The sequence below is a fragment of the Antarcticimicrobium sp. genome (assembly GCF_029212575.1).
Classification (GTDB): Bacteria; Pseudomonadota; Alphaproteobacteria; order Rhodobacterales; family Rhodobacteraceae; genus Antarcticimicrobium.
Genome location: NZ_JARGPK010000055.1, coordinates 156,749 through 176,546, shown reverse-complemented (window position 1 = coordinate 176,546; position 19,798 = coordinate 156,749). Strand labels below are relative to the sequence as shown.

Below are 19,798 nucleotides of genomic sequence, written 5' to 3'. Positions count from 1 at the left end.
CCTCAGAGCACGTTGGACAGGCGGCCATAAATCAGCTCGTCCACCCCTTCGGCATGAATGTCGCCCTTGTCGTCGACGCGCAGGACGAATTGCGGCAGGTTGTGGGTGGCATGGCCCCAGACCTGCTGACCGCCCGCCTCGGCATCGAAACGCGAATGGTGGCCGGGGCAGTTCAGCGTCCGGTCCTCGGCGCTGTAACTCAGCATCCAGCCCTTGTGCGGACAGAGCACCGAGAAGGCGACGATATCGCCATCCGGCCCGACACCGCCCTCGACCGCCTGGCCGAGCTTGAGCAGCACGCCCGGGCTGTCGGCATCGGGGTACTCGATGTCCACCGGGTCGTTCACCACGAGGTCCGCGACATTGGCGAGCCTGTTGGCCGGGTATTCCACCCGTGCGAGGCTCCGGGCCTGCGCCTGCTGTGCAGGCAACACCGCGGACGCCGCAGCCCCTACCGCGCCGACCATGCCGCCACGCAGGAACTGACGGCGGCCCGCATCGACCAGCCGATTGCATTTCATGAAACAATCCTCCCTTGCATTTCCGGGCCCATGTTAGGCCCCGACCCGGGGCATGCGCGACGCCGCGATGCGCATTGCCGCATCGCGGCTGTGGATTGATTTCAAAGGGGATTTTTAAATGTTCGGAAATCCGAACATTTTCGCGGCGGATCAGAGGCCGAGTTTCTGCATCTTTTCCCACAGAGTCGTGCGCGACACCCGAAGCAGTTTCGCCGCCTCGCCGACCTGGCCATCGGTGCGGGACAGCGCCGCCGCGATCTGCTGCCGCTCGGCGGCCTCGCGCGCCTGGGCCAGGGTCGGGAACCGGTCGCTCTCGGCGCCGATCTCCGGAAAGAGGTCGGAGGGGAACACCCGGTCGCCCTGCGCCGCCTCGACCGCGCGCAGCAGCCGCGCGCGCAGTTCGCGCCCGTTGCCCGGCCAGTCATGCGCCCGAAGCGCCGCCTCGGCGTGCGACGACAGTCCCCTGAGCGGCGCGGCGCGGCGCCCATTGAGAACCTCGAAGAATTGCCCGGCCAGCCAGACCGCATCCTCGGGCCGTTCCGACAGCGGCGGCACGAAGACCTCGTGCGCCGCGAAGAGATAAAGAAGGTCCGCCCTGACCGCGCCGCCCTCCGTTGCCTCGGTATCCGGCCAGGTCGAGGCGATGGTTCGAAACGGCGCACCCTCCGTCAGGGCCTCGAAAAGGCGGCCCTGATCCCGGGGCGAAAGCCGCTCGATCCCGTTGATGAAGAGCGTGCCTTCGCCCACCGCGCCGATGGCCTCGGCCAGCGCGGGCCGAGCACCGGTTGCACGGTAGGAATTGCGCTCGACAAACGGGGCGGCGCGGCGATCCGACTGGTCATGCATCCGGCGCGCCAGGCGGGCCTTGCCCAAGCCCTTGGCGCCACGGATCAGGACCGGATGATCGCCGGCGGCATATTCGGCGACCAGCGCATCGACCCGCCGTGCCCCGGCGGAGATACCGGTTTGCGGCGGCAGGCCAGCGTCCTCCTCCGGGCGCAGGATCAGCGCCAGCCGGTCGAGGAAGCCGCCCATGTCAAAGGGTTTGGTGACGTAATCCGCCGCCCCGGCGCGCAGCAGCCGCACCGCCTGGTCGATGCCGCCCTGCCCGGTGATGAACAGGAACGGCGGCGGGCTGCTGGTGCGGCAGAGGGTTTCGTACAGTTCCTCGCCGGTTCCGTCCGGAAGGCGGATGTCGCAGACCACCGCATCGACCGGGCGGCGCGGGGTCCGGATCGCCGACAGCCCGCGCCCCATCAGCTTGACCCAGGTGACGGATGCCCCCTCCAGCTCCAGCCGCTGATGGACCGATCCGCCCATTATCTCGTCGTCCTCGACAAGAACGATATGCCGGCCCCGGAGCGTCATGCGCGCCCCGATGGCAAGCGGACCACCAGCGCGGTACGCCCTGCCTCGCGGTGATGTCGGATGCGCCCGCCCAGCCCCGCGACAAGATCGTGGACCAGCCGCAGCCCCACGCCGCCGCCGGGTGCCACCGGCACCGAGGACATCAGCCGGTCGAGATCCCTTGCGCCCAGCCCGGGCCCGTCGTCGGTTATCGCCAGTTCGATCGCATCCTCCTGCGCGGTGACATCCAGGCCGATCCGCCCGCCCTCCGGCGCCGCCGCCGAGGCGTTCAGCAGCAGGTTCAGGACGATCTGGCGCAGCGGCGCCGCCGGCAGCGTGGCCAGGGCCGCGCCATCGGCCCGGATCGTCCAGTCCAGGCTCTGCGCCTTGCGGGTCGCCTCGGGTTCGAACAACAGTTTCAGATCGTCGAAATCCGAGGGCCGCAGCGGCGTTCCGGACCGGTCGAGGCGGTTCTCCTCCAGAATGGCGCGGCTGACATCCTTCAGGTGCAGCAGCCCGCGCTGCAGCAGCTCGGCCGAGCTTTGCACCACCTCGGGCCGCCCGGCATAGGTGCGGATGGTGTCGGCGGTGTTCAACAGGCCGCCCAGCGGGTTGTTGATCTCATGCGCGAGCGACGAGGACAGCCGCCCCAGGCTGACGAACCGTTCACGCTCGGCCAGCCGCCTTTCGGCCTCGGTGCGCGCCTCGATCGCGCCGGTCATGGTGTTGAAGCGCCGCAGCAGCCGGGCCAGCTCGGTATCGGACTCCGGGATCTCGGCCTCGGGGATGCGGCCCGGCGCGCCGCCGGCGCTGTCCATGTGCTGGGTCAGCAGCGTCACCGGCTTGAGCATGCGCGCGACAAGGACATATCCGGCGCAGGCCAGCAGAACGGTCGCGGCGGCGTTGGCCAGCAGCAGAAACAGCGAGACGCGCCGACGCTCGGCCACCAGGTCGCCGACGTCGATCTCGGTCACGATCTGGCCGACGCGGCGCCCGGCCACCAGCAGCGGCGCGCGCACCCGCACCTGTGGCGCGCCGCCCGACGCGGTCAGGGCGGCAAGATCCGAGGCATCCTCGGAAAACCGGGTCGCATCGCTGTCGATCGGCGCGCGCAGCGGATCGGAGGCGGCCAGAACCCGGTTCCGGTCGTCCGCGACCACGGTGAACAGCATCCGCTGACCGTCGGAGGCGGTCCGGGCCCGGTCGAGGGTGTCGTAGATCTCCCACACGTCCTTGTGCAGCGCCAAGGGACCGAGCGCGACAGAGAGCCCGCCGACGTGCAGCCGAGCGATCTCTCTCAGCCGGTCGTCATGCAGCCGGCTGAGGGATCGCAGCACCTGCTGCGAAGCGACCAGACCCAGCAGGATCATCAGCCCGCCCATGGCCAGCGCGACACGCAGGGTGATCGGAATGCGGCTGAATGTGCGCCGGGTCATCCATCCTGCCCAAGTTCGGCCATGCGCAGGGCGATGCCGTCGAACAGCCGCAGGTCGGGGGCGGCGATCCGATCGAGGAACAGCAGGTCGAGCGCCGCCCGCCCGGTGGCGGTCCCGTTCATGCCGAGCAGCGCGCGCTGAAGCGCCGCGACATCGGCATCGCCGATGCGGTCCGTCCGCGCGGCGAAGGGCGGAAAGCCCAGCAATTCCGACCGCGCGATGACACGTGTCCGCGGCACCAGGTCAGGCTCGACCACCGAGAGCGCCTCCCAGACATAGCCGTCGACGCTGCCCGAGCGGACCAGCCCGCCGGCCACCGCGCGGACCACATTGCGATGCCCCCAGGTGAACAGGGTACGGGAAAAGAACCCGTCAGGCGTCTCGCCCATCCGGGCCAGATCGGAGGCGGTGACGAGAAAGCCAGAATTGCTGTCCGGATCGGAAAAGGCGTGCATGCCGCCGCGCAGATCCTCGATGCGTTCGGCGGCGTCCCCGGCCGAAACGATGAGGTAGGACCGGTACAGGGGCCTGCCGCGCCAGACCGGCACGCCGAGCAGGGAGAGCTGGTCCTTGTGTTGCAGGAACGGGTAGCCGCAGACCCAGGCGGCATCGACCGACCCGTCGAGCAGCGCGCCGGTGATCTCCTGGTAGGTCCGGCGCTGCACGAGGTCGATGTCCTGGCCCGTCCCCTCCGACAGGGCCGCCCTGAGCTGTTCGATGACCCTTGCGTCATTGTCCAGAAAGACCGGTGTGAGCGCGAGGCGAAAGCGGGTCTGCGCGCGCAGGATCGGGGGGGCGGACAAGGCCGCGGATGCGGCGAATGCCGCGATGACCTGCCGTCGTCTCATCTGTGGTCCTCCCGTGACGGCAGAATAAGCACCTCGCATCCTCCGGCACAATCCTGTCGTGGACGCGGCGAAAGGGCGCCTGCGACCGCCGTATCACGTCTTTTGGTCACCGGGCCGAAACGAAAAACGCCCGGAGAGGTTGCTCTCCGGGCGCGTTTGCCTGCCGGTGTCGGTGGGATCAGCCGACGATGGCGTTCAGCGTGGCGCTGGGGCGCATCACCGCCGCCTTCTTCTCGACGTCGGGCAGATAGTAGCCGCCGATATCGGCCGGCGCGCCCTGGGCGGCGGCCAGTTCGGCCAGGATCGCCTCTTCCTTCCCGGCCAGCTCTTTCGCGATGGGGGCGAAATGCGCCGCCAGTTCGGCATCGTCGGACTGCGCCGCCAGCGCCTCGGCCCAGTAGCGGGCGAACCAGTAGTGGCTGTCGCGGTTGTCCGGCTCGCCGACCTTGCGCGAGGGCGAACGGTTGTCGTCAAGGATACCCTGCGTCGCGACCTCGGCCGCGGCGCCCAGCACGGCGGCCTTGGCATTGCCCTTGGCGTCGGCGAGGAACTTGAGCGATTCCGACAGCGCGCAGAATTCGCCCATCGAGTCCCAGCGAAGGTGGCTTTCCCCGACCAGCTGCTGCACATGCTTGGGGGCCGAGCCGCCGGCGCCGGTTTCGAACATGCCGCCGCCGTTCATCAGCTTGACGATCGAGAGCATCTTGGCCGAGGTGCCCAGTTCGAGGATCGGAAACAGGTCGGTCAGGTAGTCGCGCAGCACGTTGCCGGTGATGGCGATGCTGTTGTTGCCCGCGGTGATGGTCTCCAGCGAGGCGACGGTGGCCTCGCGCGGGGCCATGATGGTGAACTTGTCGGCGACGCCGGCCGCTTCGAGCGCGGGTTTGACGTATTTGATGATTTCGGCGTCATGGCCGCGGTTCGCGTCCAGCCAGAAGATCGCCTGAAACCCGGTCAGCCGCTGGCGGTCGATGGCCAGCTGGATCCAGTTCTCGATCGGCGCTTTCTTGGCGGTGCAAGCGCGCCAGATATCGCCCGCTTCCACGTCGAGCGAATGCAGAGTGTCGCCATTGGCCAGCACGATGCGGATGCTGCCGTCTGCCGGGGCCTCGAAAGTGGTCGGGTGCGACCCGTATTCCTCGGCCTTCTGGGCCATCAGGCCGACGTTCTGCACGGTGCCGACGGTGGCCGGGTTGAGCGCGCCGTTGGCCTTGAAGAACTCGACCGCCGCGTCATAGACCGGGGCATAGCAGTTGTCGGGGATCAGGCAGTTGCTGTCGCCCTCTTCTCCGTCCGGACCCCAGCCCTTGCCGCCGGCGCGGATCAGCGCGGGCATCGAGGCGTCGATGATCACGTCGCTGGGCACGTGCAGGTTGGTGATGCCCTTGTCGGAGTTCACCATGTACATCGCGGGGCGGTTCGCATTGCAGGCCTCGATCGCGGCCATGATCTCGGCGTTGTCCTTGACCCGCTCCAGCACGTCGCCCATGCCGGAGTTGGGGTTGACGCCCAGCGCCTTCATCTCGTCGCCGAACGTGTCGAACACCGGCGCGAGCCAGGCCTTGACCGCGTGGCCGAAGATGATCGGGTCGGAGACCTTCATCATCGTGGCCTTCAGGTGAATCGAGAACAGCGTGCCCTCGGCCTTGGTTGCCTCGATTTCCTTGGCAAGAAAGGCGTCAAGCGCCTTGGCCGACATGTAGGTGGCATCGACCACTTCGCCTTCGATCAGGGTCCAGCCGTCCTTGAGCACGGTGGTGGTGCCATCCTTGCCGACGAATTCGATCTTCGCCGGGCCGGCCTGAGCAGCGGTCAGGGTGGCGGCGACCTCGTTGGCGTAGAAGTCATTGCCCGGCATCGACGACACGCGGGTCTTGCTGTCCTTGGACCAGGTGCCCATGCGGTGCGGGTTGTTCTGGGCATATTTCTTGACCGCGGCGGCCGCACGACGGTCGGAGTTGCCTTCGCGCAGGACCGGGTTGACCGCCGAGCCCTTGATCGCGTCATAGCGGGCGCGGATCGCCTTTTCGGCATCGGTGGCAGGTGCTTCGGGGTAATCGGGAAGGGCGAAACCCTTGTCCTGAAGCTCCTTGATCGCGGCGGCAAGCTGCGGCGCCGAGGCCGAGATATTGGGCAGCTTGATGACGTTGGCGTCCGGCGATTTCACCAGCTGGCCCAGCGCGGCCAGATCGTCGCTGTGGCGCTGATCCTCGGTCAGGGTCTCGGAAAAGGCGGCAAGGATGCGCCCGGCCAGCGAGATGTCCTTGGTGCCGATGCCGATTCCGGCGGCTCCCGCGAACGACCGGATGATCGGCAGCAGCGAGGCGCTGGCCAGTTCGGGCGCTTCGTCTACGATGGTATACACAATATCGGGGTTGGAGCTGTCTGCCATGGTCTTCGTACCTTTTCTGCCGGTCTGGTGGCGTGAGATCTGAATTTGGCGGGCACGCTGCGGCGCGCCGGAGGGGAAATGCGGCGGGCGTCCCTTGGCACGGCATGCCGTGGTGGCCCGGTTTTCCCGCTCCCTCTAGCCCACCCCGCGCAGGTAATCAATCGAGCGACCCCGCGCGATTTGCCCCAGTTGGCGCAAACATCTGCGGGCCGCCGCCCCGGGCGTCATCCGGCGCCGGGCCGCCCGCGCGACTTCGGTCTTGGCGGCGACAGGCGAACCGGGCAATAAGAGCGTCCGAATTGTGAAATGGAGTCGCCCTTGGACACGGACCCGCAGACCGCCGCCCGCATCGCCCGCACCATCGCCTCCGAGATCGCCGCCCGGACCGAGCAGGTCGGCGCCGCCGTCAAGCTGCTGGACGAGGGATCGACGGTGCCTTTCGTCGCGCGCTACCGCAAGGAGGCCACCGGCGGGCTGGACGACACCCAGTTGCGCACCCTGTCGGACCGGCTGGCCTATCTGCGCGAGCTGGAGGCGCGGCGGCAGACGATCCTCGGCTCGATCAAGGATCAGGGCAAGCTGACCGAAGATCTGGCCAGATCCATCGCCGGGGCCGAGACCAAGGCGCAGCTTGAGGATATCTATCTGCCCTACAAGCCCAAGCGGCGCACCAAGGCGATGATCGCGCGCGAGAACGGGCTGGAACCGCTGGCCGATGCGATCCGCGACGACCGCGCCGTCGAGCCCGAGAAACTGGCCGAAGGGTTCCTCACCGAGGCGGTGCCGACCATCAAGGATGCGCTGAACGGGGCGCGCGACATCATCGCCGAGGGGCTGGCCGAGAATGCCGCGCTGCTGGGCGATCTGCGCGCCTTCATGCAGGCCGAGGCACGGCTGACCTCCAAGGTGATCGAGGGGCAGGAACAGGCGGGCGCCAAGTTCAGCGACTATTTCGACCACGTGGAACCCTGGTCCAAGGTGCCCTCGCACCGGGCGCTGGCGATGCTGCGGGCCCAGAAAGAGGGGGTGGTCACGCTGGACATCGCGCCGGAGCCCGGGGAAGGCGCGGCGCGGGCCGAGGCGCTGGTCGCCTCCTACCTCGAAACCCGCACCGATCAGCCCGGCGACAAATGGCTGCGCAAGATCGCCGGCTGGACCTGGCGGGTGAAGCTGAGCCTGACCATGATGGTCGACCTGATGGGCGATCTGCGCGCCCGGGCGCAGGACGAGGCGATCGCGGTCTTTGCCCGCAACCTCAAGGATCTTCTGTTCGCCGCTCCAGCGGGCGCGCGCCCCACCCTCGGGCTCGATCCGGGCATCCGCACCGGGGTCAAGGCGGCAGTAGTGGACGCCACCGGCAAGCTGGTGGCGACCGAAACGCTTTACCCGTTCCAGCCCAGGAACGATCTGCGCGGCGCGCAGGTCAGCATCCTGAAATTGATTGCTGAACACGGGGTGGAGCTGATCGCCATCGGCAACGGCACCGCCAGCCGCGAGACCGAGCGCATGGTGGGCGAGGTGATCCAGAACCTGCCCGCCTCGGTCAAGGCCCCCACCAAGGTGGTGGTGAGCGAGGCCGGCGCCTCGGTCTATTCCGCCTCGGAACTGGCGGCGCGCGAGTTTCCCGATCTCGACGTCAGCCTGCGCGGCGCGGTGTCGATTGCGCGGCGGTTGCAGGATCCGCTGGCCGAACTGGTCAAGATCGAACCCAAGAGCATCGGGGTCGGCCAGTACCAGCACGACGTCGATCAGCACAAGCTGGGCAAATCGCTGGAGGCGGTGATCGAGGACGTGGTCAACGCCGTCGGCGTCGATCTGAACATGGCCTCGGCGCCGCTGTTGTCGCATGTCTCCGGCCTCGGGCCGGGGCTGGCCGAGGCCGTGGTGATGCACCGCGACCTCAACGGCGCCTTCAAATCCCGCAAGGAATTGCTCAAGGTGGCCCGCCTCGGGCCGCGCGCCTTCGAGCAATGCGCCGGGTTCCTGCGCATCCGCGACGGGGCGGAACCGCTGGATGCCTCCGCCGTGCACCCCGAGGCCTATGCGGTGGCGCGCCGCATCGTCTCGGCCTGCGGGCGCGACATCCGCCAGATCATGGGGCATGAGGGCGCGCTCAAGGGGATCCGGGCCGAGCAATTCGTCGATGACACATTCGGCCTGCCCACGGTGCGCGACATCCTGAGCGAGCTGGAGAAACCGGGCCGCGATCCGCGCCCCAGCTTCAAGACCGCGACATTCACCGACGGGGTCGAGGAGATCACCGACCTGAAACCGGGCATGGTGCTGGAGGGAACGGTCACCAACGTCGCCGCCTTCGGTGCCTTCGTCGATATCGGCGTGCACCAGGACGGGCTGGTGCATGTCAGCCAGCTGGCCGACCGCTTCGTCAAGGACCCGCATGAGGTGGTCAAGGCCGGTCAGGTGGTCAAGGTGACCGTGGTCGAGGTCGACGTGCCGCGCAAGCGGATCGGGCTGACCATGCGCAAGGACGGCGGCGCCAGCGCCAAGTCGGATCGCGCCGCGCGCGGCCCGGACAATTCCAAGGGTGGCGGCCCGAAGGGCAAGTCGCGCGGACCGATGTCGTCGGGGCCCAAGGGCGGCGGGCAGAAATCGCCGCAGACCGGCGCGCTGGGCGATGCGCTGAAGGATGCGATGCGGCGCAAGTAAGTGCCGCTCAGCTCCGGCGCAGCACCGCGAAATCGAACTGCTGCGCCACGCCGCCGGGGGTTTCGTGCCGGTGGCGGCGGCTGTCCAGCAGCGTCACCTGCGGCCCGAGGAACCCGGCCAGTTCCTCCGCCGCCCAACGCCGCACCGGCAGACCGCTGCACCGCTCCGGCCCGTCCGGGGCAAAGGTGCCGATCACCGCCAGCGCGCCGGGCGCCGTACCCGCGAGGAAGGCGCGGCGATAGGCGCGCTGATCCGCCTCCTCCACCAGGAAATGCATCACCGCGCGGTCGTGCCAGATGTCCCAGCGGCGCGGCGGCTGCCATTGGGTGATGTCGGCGGCCAGATAGCGGATGCGCCCGCCGCCATCGCCAAGCCGGTCGCGCGTTGCCGCCAGCGCGGCCTCGGAAATGTCCAGCAGCGTGATGTCGCCGTATCCCTTCGCCAGCAGCGCATCGGCAAGCCGCGCCGCCCCGGCGCCGATGTCGATCACCGAGGCCCCCGGCCCCGGCCCGTCGCGCTCGATCAACTCGAGGCTGGGCTGCGGCGCATCCTGATACCAAGACAGCCCATCGTCGGGCTTGTCGGCATAGGCGGCATCCCAGTGGCGCTGCCGCGCGGGGCTGTCGGCATCATCCGCCATGGCAGTTTCCGGTTCCCGCGCTCAGGTCGTCGAGGATCGGGCAGTCGGGCCGGTCATCCCCTGCACAGCAGGACACCAGGTGTGCCAGCGTCGCGCGCATCGACTGAAGCTGCGCGATCTTCTCGTCGATCCGGGCCAGGTGGCCTTCGGCGATCTGCTTGACCTGGGCGCTCTCGCGGCCGTCGTCCTGGTAGAGCGCTAGCAGCGCGCGGCACTCCTCGATGGTAAAGCCCAGCGCCCGGGCGCGGCCGAGAAAGGCCAGCCGGTGCAGATCGCTCTCGCGAAAGCTGCGATAGCCGTTGGGGCTGCGCGCGGGCCGGATCAACCCGATCTCCTCGTAGTAGCGGATCGTCTTGGCCGGCAGCCCCGAGCGGCGGGATACGTCTCCGATGTTCATGGTCATCCCCTTTCCTATTCCGCCGGTACCGTACGCGGCGCGGGCGCGGTCCCGGCGCCTGTCGGCGCCTCGTCCATTGTCGGGCGCACCCGGCGCAACCGCAGCGCATTGCTCAGAACGAAGACCGAGGACAGCGCCATCGCCCCCGCCGCCAGCACCGGCGACAGCAGGACGCCGAAGGCCGGGTACAGGATGCCGGCCGCCACCGGGATCAGCGCGGTGTTGTAACCGAAGGCCCAGAACAGGTTCTGCCGGATGTTGCGCAGGGTCGCGCGCGAGATCTCGACCGCGTTGACCACGCCGCGCAGATCGCCCGACATCAGCACCACGTCGGCGGATTCGATGGCGACGTCGGTTCCGGTGCCGATGGCGATGCCGACATCGGCATGGGCCAGCGCCGGGGCATCATTGATGCCGTCGCCGACAAAGGCCAGCTTGCCGCCCTCGCCCCGCAGCCGGTCCAGCGCGGCGACCTTGCCCTCGGGCAGTACGCCTGCGATCACCGTGTCGATACCTGTCTCGCGCGCGATGGCCTCCGCGGTCTCGCGTTTGTCGCCGGTGATCATCGCCACCTTGAGCCCCATCCCGTGCAGGGCGGCGATGGCGGCGGCGCTACTCGGTTTCACCGGGTCGGACACCGCGATCACCCCCGCGACCCGCCCATCGACGGCGGCGAACAGCGCGCTTTTGCCGCGCGCGGCCAGCCCGGCCTCGACCTCTGCCAGCGGCCCGGTCTCGATCCCCTCGCGCACCATCAGCCGGTCGGCGCCGACCAGAACCTGGCGCCCGGCCACGGTGGCGCGCACGCCGTAGCCGGTGATCGAGGTGAAGTCCTCGGCACCCGGCGTCTCCGCCCCCTCGGCGCGGGCGGCGCGCAGGATCGCCTCGGCGATCGGATGTTCCGACCGCGCCTCGACCGCCGCGACCAAGGCCAGCACCTCGGCGCGATCAAACCCCTCGGCCAATACCAGGTCGGTCAACTCCGGCCGCCCCTCGGTCACGGTGCCGGTCTTGTCCAGCGCCACCACCCCGACCGAGGAGAGCTGTTGCAGCGCATCGCCCTTGCGGAACAGCACGCCCATCTCGGCCGCCCGCCCGGTGCCCACCATGATCGAGGTCGGCGTTGCCAGCCCCATGGCGCAGGGGCAGGCGATGATCAGCACCGAGACCCCGGCCACCAGCGCCAGCGTCAGCGCCGGATCGGGACCGAAGATCAGCCAGACCAGCACCGTCAGCAGCGCCGCCGACATGACGGCAGGCACGAACCACAGGGTGATCTTGTCGACCAGCCCCTGGATCGGCAGCTTGGCGCCCTGGGCCTGTTCGACCATGCGGATGATCTGGGCCAGCGTGGTATCGGCGCCGACCCGGGTGGCGCGGAACCGGAAGCTGCCGGTGCCGTTCACCGTGCCTCCGGTGACCGGGTCGCCGGGATGCTTCGCGACCGGCAGCGGTTCGCCGGTGATCATGCTTTCGTCCACATGGGCGCCGCCCTCGGTCACCTCGCCATCGGTCGCGATTCGCTCGCCGGGGCGCACCAGCAGGATGTCGCCGGGGCGGATCGACGCAATCTCGACCTCGACCGCCTCGCCGTCCCGGATCAGTCGCGCGGTGCGGGCCTGGAGCCCCAGCAGTTTCTGGATCGCCGCGCCGGTGCGGCCCTTGGCCCGCGCCTCGAGGAAACGGCCCAGCAGGATCAGCACCACGATCACCGCCGCCGCCTCGAAATACACGGCGCGCACCGCCTCGGGCAGAACGCCGGGCAGGAAGGTGGCGACCACGGAATAGAGATAGGCCGCCGCGGTGCCGACCGCGACAAGGCTGTTCATGTCGGGTGCACCGCGCAGCAGCGCCGGGATCCCCTTGGCGTAGAACCCGCGCCCCGGCCCGGCCAGCACGAGAGTGGTCAGGACGAATTGTACGATCCAGCTGGTGTTTTGCCCGATCGTGCCGACGATCAGGTGATGGAACGCCGGCACCATGTGGCCGCCCATCTCCATCACGAAGACCGGCAGTGCCAACGCGGCGGCAAGCACCGCCTTGCGCGCGGTGTCGCGGGCCTCGCCCTGCTTGCGGGTGGCACGGTCTTCGGTACCCGTTTCGCCCGCCAGCGTCGCCGGGTAGCCGGCCCCGGTCGCCGCCGCGATCAACGCGTCGGGTGTAACCGCGCCCTCAAGATAGGTCGCGGTCGCGGTCTCGGCGGCGAGGTTGACGTTGACCTCCAGCACGCCGGGCAGCGCCGCGAGCGCCTTGTCGACCCGCCCGACGCAGGAGGCGCAGGACATCGAGGCGACGTTCAGCGTGACACTGGCGCGGCGGGCGGGATAGCCCAGCCTGTCGAGCGTGGCGGTCACCTCGCCCAGGCGCTCGGGCGCATCGATGTCCATCTGCGCGGTTTCCGACGCGAGGTTCACGCCAACCTCCGACACCCCGTCCAGTGCGGCCAGCGCCCGGTCGACACGGCCGACGCAAGAGGCGCAGGACATGCCCTCGATGGAAAGCGTGATAGGACGATTCGCGGTCATTTCGACCTCCGTATTTGCTGTCTTGCCCCGGAGATAGGGCCTCCAGTCACTGGAGGGTCAAGGGGTCGGAAGCAATTTTCTTTGACGTGTCCGGTGCGCTTGACCTTCCCACGCTGGAGCGCGGAAAGCTGCGAGAACGTCGAATCGAGAAAGGAATGAGAGCATGAAATTCAACGTTCCGGACATGAGCTGCGGCCATTGCACGGCGGCCATCGAGGCGGCGATCAAGGCCGAAGATCCGACGGCGCGCGTTTCTTGCGACCTGGAAGGGCGGAAAGTCGCAGTACAAAGCGGCCTTTCAGTGGACGCAATCACCGCCGCGCTCGCGGCGGCCGGGTATGCCGCAAAGGCGTCTTAGCCGACAACACCGGGCCGTATTGCGTGGCCTCGCGGCCCGGGAAACCCAAAGCTCCGAGTGTTTCCATGGAGGAAACAACTGAAGAGCGAAGTGGTGTTACAGTGTTAACCACGAATCAGTCTGCGCCGAATATTTTGCGGCGCAGTCTTTATTTAGTTTCGTTTTGGCGAATGAGCCGACCCAATACCTGGTTTCATTCGTAAAACTGGGGGGACACCATGATTGAAGTTTATGACGGCAAGAAGCTGACCGGCAGCTACGCCACCATCCAGGATGCGGTCGACGCGGCCTCCGAAGGCGATACCATCAAGCTGCCAGCCGGCACGTTCAATGAGACGGTGACCGTGGACAAAGCGCTGAGCTTCGAGGGCGCGGGTGCGGGGTCGACCATCATGGACGGGTCCGGCCTGGGAGGATCGGGCCTTCACCTGGTCGGGGATCTCGGTGACAAGGAAAAGGTCGAGATCAGCGGCATCACGTTCCAGAATTACTCGGTCGCGGGGATCGATTTCGACGATGACGCGACGCTGAAAAAGCTCAAGATCACCGACAGCCACTTCGAGGACAACGCATTGAACGGCCTGCGTGTCGGCGGCGACTACGACCCGGTGGCGCTGGAGAAGGCCGAGATCAAGGACTCCAGTTTCGTCAACAATGGAGACGGCTCCAACAACGGTGACGGCGATATTCTTTTCTTCCAGTACTACGGAGACGCCAAGATCGAGGATGTCTCGATCACCGGCGGCGGCACCGGCGACAACGGCATCCAGTTCCGTGGCGACGACGGCCCGATCGGCAAGGTGCAGCTGAAAGATGTCGATATCGACGGCAGCTACGCCAAGACCGGGATCGCGGTATACAATTACAGTGATGGAAAGGGATTGAAATTCAAGGACACCAATGTCACGGCGGCCAGCGGCTGGGACAAGCAGGTCGTCATCGACGATGTCGGTGGAAAGATCGACGCGAACGGACTCGACACCAGCGACACCTGGGGCTGGGCCGAATTGTCGGGCAATGACGGGAAAAACGATATCAAGGCCGGTGACGGCGCCGCGATCCTCAACGGCAAGGGGGGTGACGACAAGCTGAAAGGCGGCGACGGTGACGATCTTCTTCTGGGGGGCGACGGCGATGACAAGGCCGATGGCAAGAAGGGCGACGACGCCTTCCTCGGTGGGGCCGGTGACGACAAGATCGACGGCGGCAAGGGATTCGACGTCGCCACCTATGACGGTGCAATTGACGACTTCGACTTCACGATCAAGGGTCACGACAAGATCACGATCACCGACCTGCGTGGCGGCAGCCCGGAGGGCACCGACAAGTTGAAAGATGTCGAACAGTTGATCTTTACCAACGGCACCCCCGACTCCAGCGACGACCAGATCTACGAGGTTGCCCTCGGAACTCTGACCTCGTTCGATCGAGATGTCACCCCGGACGCGATCTTCGGCAGCGGCAACACGAACGGGTCCTATACCGTTTCCGTTGTCGAAACCGAGGATCTCAGCGTCGAATTGGGATTGCGCGGCAAGCTGCGTTTCAATGCGTCAAACAACCCTGAAAACACCTTCAATTCGAACGGCGATGGAACCTACAGCTTCGAGAACGATCTACCGCCCACCGGGTTCGGCTTCGATTCGGGATCTCCGACCACTCCGATCTGGAATTTCGAGTGGTCCATCAACACCGATGCGTCGGGCACAACGGGCAACAAGCTGAATGACTTCATCTATGTCTTGGAGCTTGATGGCGACCCGACCGATGCCACGGATTTCGACGGTTTCGTCTTCGATCCGGTCAACGTACCTTACGCGGATCATTCCATCGGCGGGAACGGGACGCCGAACGGTAGCGGCACCTCAGCCAGCACTCCGGCGGAATACGCGGCGCTGATCGATGGCAACAACGTCGCACAAAACTCCTGGAGCTACGAGTTCTTCAACGAGCCAACGGACGGGGTCTACCTTGATCAACTGTCGACATTCGATCCGACCGAGAAGGGCGAATACACGATTCGATTGTCGGCTTACGACGGCGGCGACCTGATCAACCGGGTAAGCATCGACATCATCGTCGATGACTTTCTCTAAAAAAGGGGCGCCGACGTTACCGTCGCTTTGACAGCACCCGCGGCCCCGATCGGGCCGCGGGTTCGTTATCGAAGCGCTGCGGCCTCGCCCTGCCCGAGCACCTGCTCCAGAAACTGTCCGGTTTCGCGGTAATGTTCCTCCAGCAGATCGGCGGCCCGGTCGGCGTCGCGCTCCAGCGCGGCGTCGAGCAGCGCCTTGTGCTCGGCCTCCAGGTCGCGGTCGCGCCGCAGGGTGGCGGACCGCAACGCAAGTGTGCGGTAGCGCTCGGTCTCGGTGCCCAGCGTGCCGGCAAAATCCAGCAGCCAGGCAGAGCCGCAGGCAGAGATCAGCGCCGCGTGAAACTCCCGGTGGCGCCGCTCCAGTTCCTCCAGCGCGGGTGCGTCGGCCCCCGCGCCCAGGCGCTTCACGACCAGAGACAGCGCGTGGAAACCGGCGACCAGCCCGGCCTCCCAATCGTCGCCGCCCTGTTCGACGGAGCGCCGCAGCGCCTCGCCCTCGACCAGGATGCGGCTTTCCACCGCGTCCCACATCTCGGTGACCGAGAGCGCGCGAACGCGGAACCCGCGCTGCGCGGCGGAAACCACCAGCCGTTCGCCCTGCAACCTGTTCAGCGCCTCGCGCAGGGGCGAGAACCCCACCCCGTATTGCTGTTTCAATTGCTCCAATCGCAACGGCTGCAACGGCGGGAACCGGCCCTGCACAATGTCGGCGCGCAGCCTTTCGTAAACGGTATCGGACAGGGTCATGGCGCCTCCGGCAGGGGTCCGGGCGATCCCGGATACACCATGTTTGGCGGCGAAATCCTCATTTGTCCAGAATTTCGAAAATATGGCTTTACATCGAAACTAGGCTCCCTCAGGCTTCCCGCGACCACACGAGGGAGTCCCCCATGTCGAGACATGACCAGTACCGCGAGGAGGTGGCCGGCCGGGCCAATGTCGAGGACACGCCCGAACTGGTTGCCTATTACGGCGACCTTAAAAAGAAGGGCGCCGGCGCGCTCTGGACCGTGGCGAACAAGATCGAACCGTGGGAGCCGGTCTCGGCCTCGGTGCCGATGCTGTGGCGCTATGCCGACCTGCGGGCGGATGTCCTGCGCTCGCTCGACCTGGTGACGCCGGAAAAGGCGGGCCGGCGGGTGATCTATCTCGACAACCCGGGGCGCTCGGACGTGGCCGCCGCCGTCGGCTGGATCTATGCCGGATTGCAGGTGATGCGCCCGGGCGAGCGGGCCTCGGCGCATCGCCATTCGGCCAGCGCGATCCGCTTCATCATGGAGGGCACCGGCGCCTATACGGTGGTGGACGGGCACAAGATGACGCTGGGCGCCAATGATTTCGTGCTGACCCCGAACGGCACCTGGCACGAGCACGCGGTCGCCGAGGAGGGCAGCGAATGCATCTGGCAGGACGGGCTCGACATTCCCTTTGTCAACGCGATGGAGGCCAATTTCTACGAGGTGCACCCGGACCTGCAACAGGCCGTCACCTACCCGGTGAACGACATGACGCGCACCTGGGGCAACCCTGGCCTGACGCCGGGTGGCGGCAAATGGGAAAAGGGCTACAGCCCGCTGTTCAAGTACGAATGGGAGCGCACGCATGAGGCGCTGTTCAACCTCGCCGGGGTGAGCGACGGCTCGCCCCATGACGGCATCCTGATGGAATACGTGAACCCGGTGACCAACGGGCCGGTGATGCAGACGCTGGGCGCCAGCATGCAGATGCTGCGCCCCGGAGAGAGGACCAGGGCCCACCGCCATACCGGCAGCTACCTGTACCAGGTCTGCAAGGGGTCCGGGCATTCGGTGATCAACGGGCAGAGGTTCGACTGGTCCGAGCGCGACATCTTCTGCGTGCCGAGCTGGGCCTGGCATGAACATGCCAACGATTCTAGCAGCGAAGAGGCCTGCCTGTTCTGCCTGAACGACCTGCCGGTGATGCGGGCGCTGGGACTGTACCGTGAAGAAGCATTGGCTGAAAACGACGGGCATCAGCCCGTGGCCGCCTGAGGAGATCTATATGAAACTGGTGACTTTTCGCGCCGCGCCCGATGACGCGGGCCGGCTGGGTGTGGTTCTGGATGACATCGTGGTTGATGTCGCCGCGCTGGGGGCGGCGATCGGCCAGCCCCTGCCCGGCACCATGCTGGATCTGATCGACCTTGGCCGGCCCGGCCTCGATGCCCTGCAGGCCGTGCTTTATGAGCAGAGCAACCTCTGGCCGATGGGCACGGCGCGGCCGCTGGCCAATGTGACCCTGCTGGCGCCTATCCCGCGCCCGCGCAAGAACATCTTCGGCATCGGGCTGAACTATGCCGAGCACGTGCAGGAATCGAGCCGTTCGCTGGATACCGCCAACGAGATGCCGAAGGAGCCGGTGATCTTTTCCAAGCCGCCGACCGCCGTCACCGGCCCCGGCGCGCCGGTGCAGCATGATATCACCCTGACCCGGCAGCTCGACTGGGAGGTGGAACTGGCGGTGATCCTCGGCAGCCGTGCGACCAGGGTGAGCGAGGCAGAGGCGATGGATCATGTCTGGGGCTACTCGGTGATCATCGATATCTCGGCCCGTGACAACCGCCGCGCCGGGCAGTGGATCTATTCCAAGGGAATGGACAGCTATGCCCCCTTCGGCCCCTGCATCGTGACGGCGGACGAGGTGGAGGACCCGCACGGGCTGGACCTGTGGCTGACCGTGAACGGGGTGGAAAAGCAACGTTCGAACACCCGCCACATGTATTTCAAGATCCCGGCGCTGATCGCGGACCTGAGCAAGGGAATGACGCTGGAGCCGGGCGACATCATCGCCACCGGCACGCCCGAGGGCGTGGGTGCCGGGCGCGACCCGCAGGAGTGGCTCTGGCCCGGGGATATCATCGAGGCGGGCGTCGAGGGGATCGGCCAGTTGCGCAATCCCGTCGTCGCCGCCGGACCGGCGGAGACCGGCGGCACGCGCGGCTGAGCGGCGCGCGATGTTCTACGACTGCGCCGCGCATCCCGAGCAATTCGTCTATAAGCTGATGACCGCGACGGTGACGCCGCGGCCCATCGCCTGGGTCACCACCCGTTCGGAGACGGGCGGGATCAACGCAGCACCGTACAGTTTCTTCAACGTTATGGGGCATGAGCCGCCCACTGTGGCGCTGGGGCTGTTGCGCGACCCGGACAAGGGGCTGAAGGACACAGCCGAGAACATCACCGCCACCGGGGAATTCGTGATCAACCTCGTGGCGCGGCAGATGGCCGAGGCGATGAACGTGACCGCGATCAATGCGCCGCGCGATGTCAGCGAGGTCGAACTGGCCGGGCTGGCGGTGGCCCCCTGCGTCAAGGTCGCGCCGCCGCGGTTGGCGGAGGCGCCGGTGTCGTTCGAATGCAGGCTGCATGCGGCGGTGATGACCGGGCCGAAACAGATGATCGCCATTGGCCGGGTCGCGGCGATCCATATTGCCGACCGATTCCTGCTGGATGCCGGGCGCGGCCATGTGGACACGCCGGCGCTGGACCTGATCGCGCGGATGCACGGCAGCGGCTGGTACAAGGCGGGCGGCGAGATGTTCCAGATGGACCGCCCGGTCTATACGCCGCCGGAGCCGGGACTGGACCGGGACGCCTGAACGAGGCGCGCGAGGCGGGGGTCTGCAAGGGCGGCGTTCTTTACCACTTTTCCAGCAAGCATGCGCTGCTGGATGGCATGCTCCAGCGGTTCGTCGAAACGGTCGGGCGGGAAATCGAGGACCTTCGCGCCCGGTTCCGCGATCTGGCGAACCCGACCCTGCGGGCCATCAGCGCGACGTTGCGGACGCGGCTGAAGGGGCCTGACAGCGTGCGCATCGCGCTGATCGCCGCCCATGCGGAAAGCCTCTCTGCCAATGCCAGGCTGCGCACGGTCTTTTCAGCCCACTGGCAAAGGATCGAGGCCGAGACCGCCGACCGGGCCGGGGCGCTGGCGATCTGGTGCGCCATCGACGGACTTCAGTTCTTTTCCCTCTTCAACGTCTGGCCGGCGACCGCTGACGACGCCCGGACCCTCGCCAACCGGATCGAGGGGATGATCGATGCCCTGGCCGCCGCCGCAAGGAGCCTTTGAATGACCCGGCTGTCCCTGATCCTCGCGCTATGCTGCATTTCATTGCCCGCGCTCGCCGCGCCGCCTCTCGCGGTCGAGATCGTCACCGTCGAGGAAAAGGCGGAAACCCGGGCGTTTTCCCTGACCGGGGAAATTGTGGCCCGCGATCCGGTGGAGCTGTCGTTTCCGGCCGGAGGGCGCCTGGCCGAGGTTCCCGTCGAGGCGGGCGACCAGGTTGAGGCCGGCGCGGTGCTGGCGCGGCTCGACGCGGTACAGCAGCAACAGGCGCTGCGGGCGGCGGAGGCGGCCCTCGACCTTTGAGTTCGCCGCCGAACAGCTCGAGGTTCACCAGCGCGACCGGGTGCCCCGCATCACCGTGAAGGCGGCGGTTGTCACCGACGATCAGGCCGCCACCGTTGCCGCGGATCTGGCGGACGGCATCGGGGGCATTGCGGCGACGTTGCCGCCGGGATATTCCGTCGAGCTGGGCGGCTCGGTCGA

General features: G+C 67.2%; 17 protein-coding genes. 8 read left to right on the top strand and 9 right to left on the bottom strand.

All coding sequences use genetic code 11. The features are described from left to right. Nucleotides 1-2: 2 nt before the first annotated feature. The 5 genes from P1U75_RS12085 to P1U75_RS12065 all read right to left on the bottom strand — a co-directional run bounded on the left by P1U75_RS12085 (nucleotide 3) and on the right by P1U75_RS12065 (nucleotide 6,544). Entirely contained in the window at nucleotides 3-521 is a 519-nt protein-coding gene (locus P1U75_RS12085) for an arsenate reductase (azurin) small subunit (RefSeq protein WP_300243630.1), read from the bottom strand. Between the two features lie 150 nt (nucleotides 522-671). Beyond that, on the bottom strand, nucleotides 672-1,889 hold the full coding sequence (locus P1U75_RS12080; protein ID WP_300243627.1) for a response regulator: 1,218 nt from the start codon (nucleotides 1,887-1,889) through the stop codon (nucleotides 672-674). After that, entirely contained in the window at nucleotides 1,886-3,304 is a 1,419-nt protein-coding gene (locus tag P1U75_RS12075) for a HAMP domain-containing sensor histidine kinase (RefSeq protein WP_300243624.1), read from the bottom strand. Before P1U75_RS12075 ends, P1U75_RS12080 begins: the two co-directional genes overlap by 4 nt. Then, nucleotides 3,301-4,152 carry a PhnD/SsuA/transferrin family substrate-binding protein gene (locus P1U75_RS12070; RefSeq protein ID WP_300243622.1) on the bottom strand — a complete coding sequence of 284 codons (852 nt, stop codon included), beginning with the start codon at nucleotides 4,150-4,152 and terminating at the stop codon, nucleotides 3,301-3,303. The genes P1U75_RS12075 and P1U75_RS12070 overlap by 4 nt, the downstream gene beginning before the upstream one ends. A 178-nt stretch (nucleotides 4,153-4,330) precedes the next feature. Continuing rightward, nucleotides 4,331-6,544 carry an NADP-dependent isocitrate dehydrogenase gene (locus tag P1U75_RS12065; RefSeq protein ID WP_300243619.1) on the bottom strand — a complete coding sequence of 738 codons (2,214 nt, stop codon included), beginning with the start codon at nucleotides 6,542-6,544 and terminating at the stop codon, nucleotides 4,331-4,333. Nucleotides 6,545-6,862: 318 nt separating this feature from the next. Between P1U75_RS12065 and P1U75_RS12060 the strand changes: the two genes are divergently transcribed. Next, on the top strand, nucleotides 6,863-9,211 hold the full coding sequence (locus tag P1U75_RS12060; protein ID WP_300243616.1) for a Tex family protein: 2,349 nt from the start codon (nucleotides 6,863-6,865) through the stop codon (nucleotides 9,209-9,211). 7 nt (nucleotides 9,212-9,218) lie between these two features. Here P1U75_RS12060 and P1U75_RS12055 read toward each other — a convergent pair whose 3' ends face one another. From P1U75_RS12055 to P1U75_RS12045, 3 genes are read right to left on the bottom strand one after another with little or no spacing between them, the layout of a single operon-like run. Next, nucleotides 9,219-9,851 carry a class I SAM-dependent methyltransferase gene (locus tag P1U75_RS12055; RefSeq protein WP_300243613.1) on the bottom strand — a complete coding sequence of 211 codons (633 nt, stop codon included), beginning with the start codon at nucleotides 9,849-9,851 and terminating at the stop codon, nucleotides 9,219-9,221. Further along, the gene (cueR, locus tag P1U75_RS12050; protein WP_300243611.1) at nucleotides 9,841-10,248 is read right to left on the bottom strand and encodes a Cu(I)-responsive transcriptional regulator; all 408 of its coding nucleotides are present in this window, start codon (nucleotides 10,246-10,248) and stop codon (nucleotides 9,841-9,843) included. The genes P1U75_RS12055 and cueR overlap by 11 nt, the downstream gene beginning before the upstream one ends. Nucleotides 10,249-10,262: 14 nt before the next feature. Continuing rightward, nucleotides 10,263-12,773: a heavy metal translocating P-type ATPase gene (locus tag P1U75_RS12045; RefSeq protein WP_300243609.1), complete on the bottom strand. Its 2,511-nt coding sequence runs from the start codon at nucleotides 12,771-12,773 to the stop codon at nucleotides 10,263-10,265. 163 nt (nucleotides 12,774-12,936) lie between these two features. Between P1U75_RS12045 and P1U75_RS12040 the strand changes: the two genes are divergently transcribed. Further along, on the top strand, nucleotides 12,937-13,131 hold the full coding sequence (locus P1U75_RS12040; RefSeq protein WP_300243606.1) for a cation transporter: 195 nt from the start codon (nucleotides 12,937-12,939) through the stop codon (nucleotides 13,129-13,131). Between the two features lie 218 nt (nucleotides 13,132-13,349). Further along, nucleotides 13,350-15,227, top strand: coding sequence for a hypothetical protein (locus P1U75_RS12035; RefSeq protein ID WP_300243604.1), 1,878 nt, complete (start codon nucleotides 13,350-13,352; stop codon nucleotides 15,225-15,227). A 65-nt stretch (nucleotides 15,228-15,292) separates the two neighbouring features. On the opposite strand, the gene P1U75_RS12030 is transcribed toward P1U75_RS12035, so the two are convergent. Then, nucleotides 15,293-15,973, bottom strand: a complete 681-nt coding sequence (locus P1U75_RS12030; RefSeq protein WP_300243602.1) for an FCD domain-containing protein — start codon at nucleotides 15,971-15,973, stop codon at nucleotides 15,293-15,295. Nucleotides 15,974-16,116: 143 nt separating this feature from the next. Between P1U75_RS12030 and P1U75_RS12025 the strand changes: the two genes are divergently transcribed. The 5 genes from P1U75_RS12025 to P1U75_RS12005 all read left to right on the top strand — a co-directional run bounded on the left by P1U75_RS12025 (nucleotide 16,117) and on the right by P1U75_RS12005 (nucleotide 19,618). Next, nucleotides 16,117-17,238, top strand: a complete 1,122-nt coding sequence (locus P1U75_RS12025) for a cupin domain-containing protein (protein WP_300243600.1) — start codon at nucleotides 16,117-16,119, stop codon at nucleotides 17,236-17,238. 10 nt (nucleotides 17,239-17,248) lie between these two features. Next, nucleotides 17,249-18,190 carry a fumarylacetoacetate hydrolase family protein gene (locus tag P1U75_RS12020; RefSeq protein WP_300243597.1) on the top strand — a complete coding sequence of 314 codons (942 nt, stop codon included), beginning with the start codon at nucleotides 17,249-17,251 and terminating at the stop codon, nucleotides 18,188-18,190. A gap of 10 nt (nucleotides 18,191-18,200) precedes the next feature. Continuing rightward, on the top strand, nucleotides 18,201-18,845 hold the full coding sequence (locus P1U75_RS12015) for a flavin reductase family protein (RefSeq protein ID WP_300243595.1): 645 nt from the start codon (nucleotides 18,201-18,203) through the stop codon (nucleotides 18,843-18,845). Between the two features lie 77 nt (nucleotides 18,846-18,922). Next, nucleotides 18,923-19,318 carry a hypothetical protein gene (locus tag P1U75_RS12010; protein ID WP_300243593.1) on the top strand — a complete coding sequence of 132 codons (396 nt, stop codon included), beginning with the start codon at nucleotides 18,923-18,925 and terminating at the stop codon, nucleotides 19,316-19,318. Beyond that, nucleotides 19,319-19,618, top strand: coding sequence for a biotin/lipoyl-binding protein (locus tag P1U75_RS12005; RefSeq protein WP_300243591.1), 300 nt, complete (start codon nucleotides 19,319-19,321; stop codon nucleotides 19,616-19,618). The last annotated feature ends 180 nt before the right edge of the window (nucleotides 19,619-19,798 follow it).

What these genes read in the sequence shown, in the direction of transcription:
- P1U75_RS12075 (WP_300243624.1), bottom strand. Translation starts at nt 3,304, where the DNA reads ATGACCCGGCGCACATTCAGCCGCATTCCGATCACCCTGCGTGTCGCG.
- P1U75_RS12020 (WP_300243597.1), top strand. Translation starts at nt 17,249, where the DNA reads ATGAAACTGGTGACTTTTCGCGCCGCGCCCGATGACGCGGGCCGGCTG.
- P1U75_RS12080 (WP_300243627.1), bottom strand. Translation starts at nt 1,889, where the DNA reads ATGACGCTCCGGGGCCGGCATATCGTTCTTGTCGAGGACGACGAGATA.
- P1U75_RS12010 (WP_300243593.1), top strand. Translation starts at nt 18,923, where the DNA reads ATGCTCCAGCGGTTCGTCGAAACGGTCGGGCGGGAAATCGAGGACCTT.
- P1U75_RS12045 (WP_300243609.1), bottom strand. Translation starts at nt 12,773, where the DNA reads ATGACCGCGAATCGTCCTATCACGCTTTCCATCGAGGGCATGTCCTGC.
- P1U75_RS12035 (WP_300243604.1), top strand. Translation starts at nt 13,350, where the DNA reads ATGATTGAAGTTTATGACGGCAAGAAGCTGACCGGCAGCTACGCCACC.
- P1U75_RS12055 (WP_300243613.1), bottom strand. Translation starts at nt 9,851, where the DNA reads ATGGCGGATGATGCCGACAGCCCCGCGCGGCAGCGCCACTGGGATGCC.
- cueR (WP_300243611.1), bottom strand. Translation starts at nt 10,248, where the DNA reads ATGAACATCGGAGACGTATCCCGCCGCTCGGGGCTGCCGGCCAAGACG.
- P1U75_RS12040 (WP_300243606.1), top strand. Translation starts at nt 12,937, where the DNA reads ATGAAATTCAACGTTCCGGACATGAGCTGCGGCCATTGCACGGCGGCC.
- P1U75_RS12085 (WP_300243630.1), bottom strand. Translation starts at nt 521, where the DNA reads ATGAAATGCAATCGGCTGGTCGATGCGGGCCGCCGTCAGTTCCTGCGT.
- P1U75_RS12025 (WP_300243600.1), top strand. Translation starts at nt 16,117, where the DNA reads ATGTCGAGACATGACCAGTACCGCGAGGAGGTGGCCGGCCGGGCCAAT.
- P1U75_RS12015 (WP_300243595.1), top strand. Translation starts at nt 18,201, where the DNA reads ATGTTCTACGACTGCGCCGCGCATCCCGAGCAATTCGTCTATAAGCTG.
- P1U75_RS12005 (WP_300243591.1), top strand. Translation starts at nt 19,319, where the DNA reads ATGACCCGGCTGTCCCTGATCCTCGCGCTATGCTGCATTTCATTGCCC.
- P1U75_RS12065 (WP_300243619.1), bottom strand. Translation starts at nt 6,544, where the DNA reads ATGGCAGACAGCTCCAACCCCGATATTGTGTATACCATCGTAGACGAA.
- P1U75_RS12070 (WP_300243622.1), bottom strand. Translation starts at nt 4,152, where the DNA reads ATGAGACGACGGCAGGTCATCGCGGCATTCGCCGCATCCGCGGCCTTG.
- P1U75_RS12030 (WP_300243602.1), bottom strand. Translation starts at nt 15,973, where the DNA reads ATGACCCTGTCCGATACCGTTTACGAAAGGCTGCGCGCCGACATTGTG.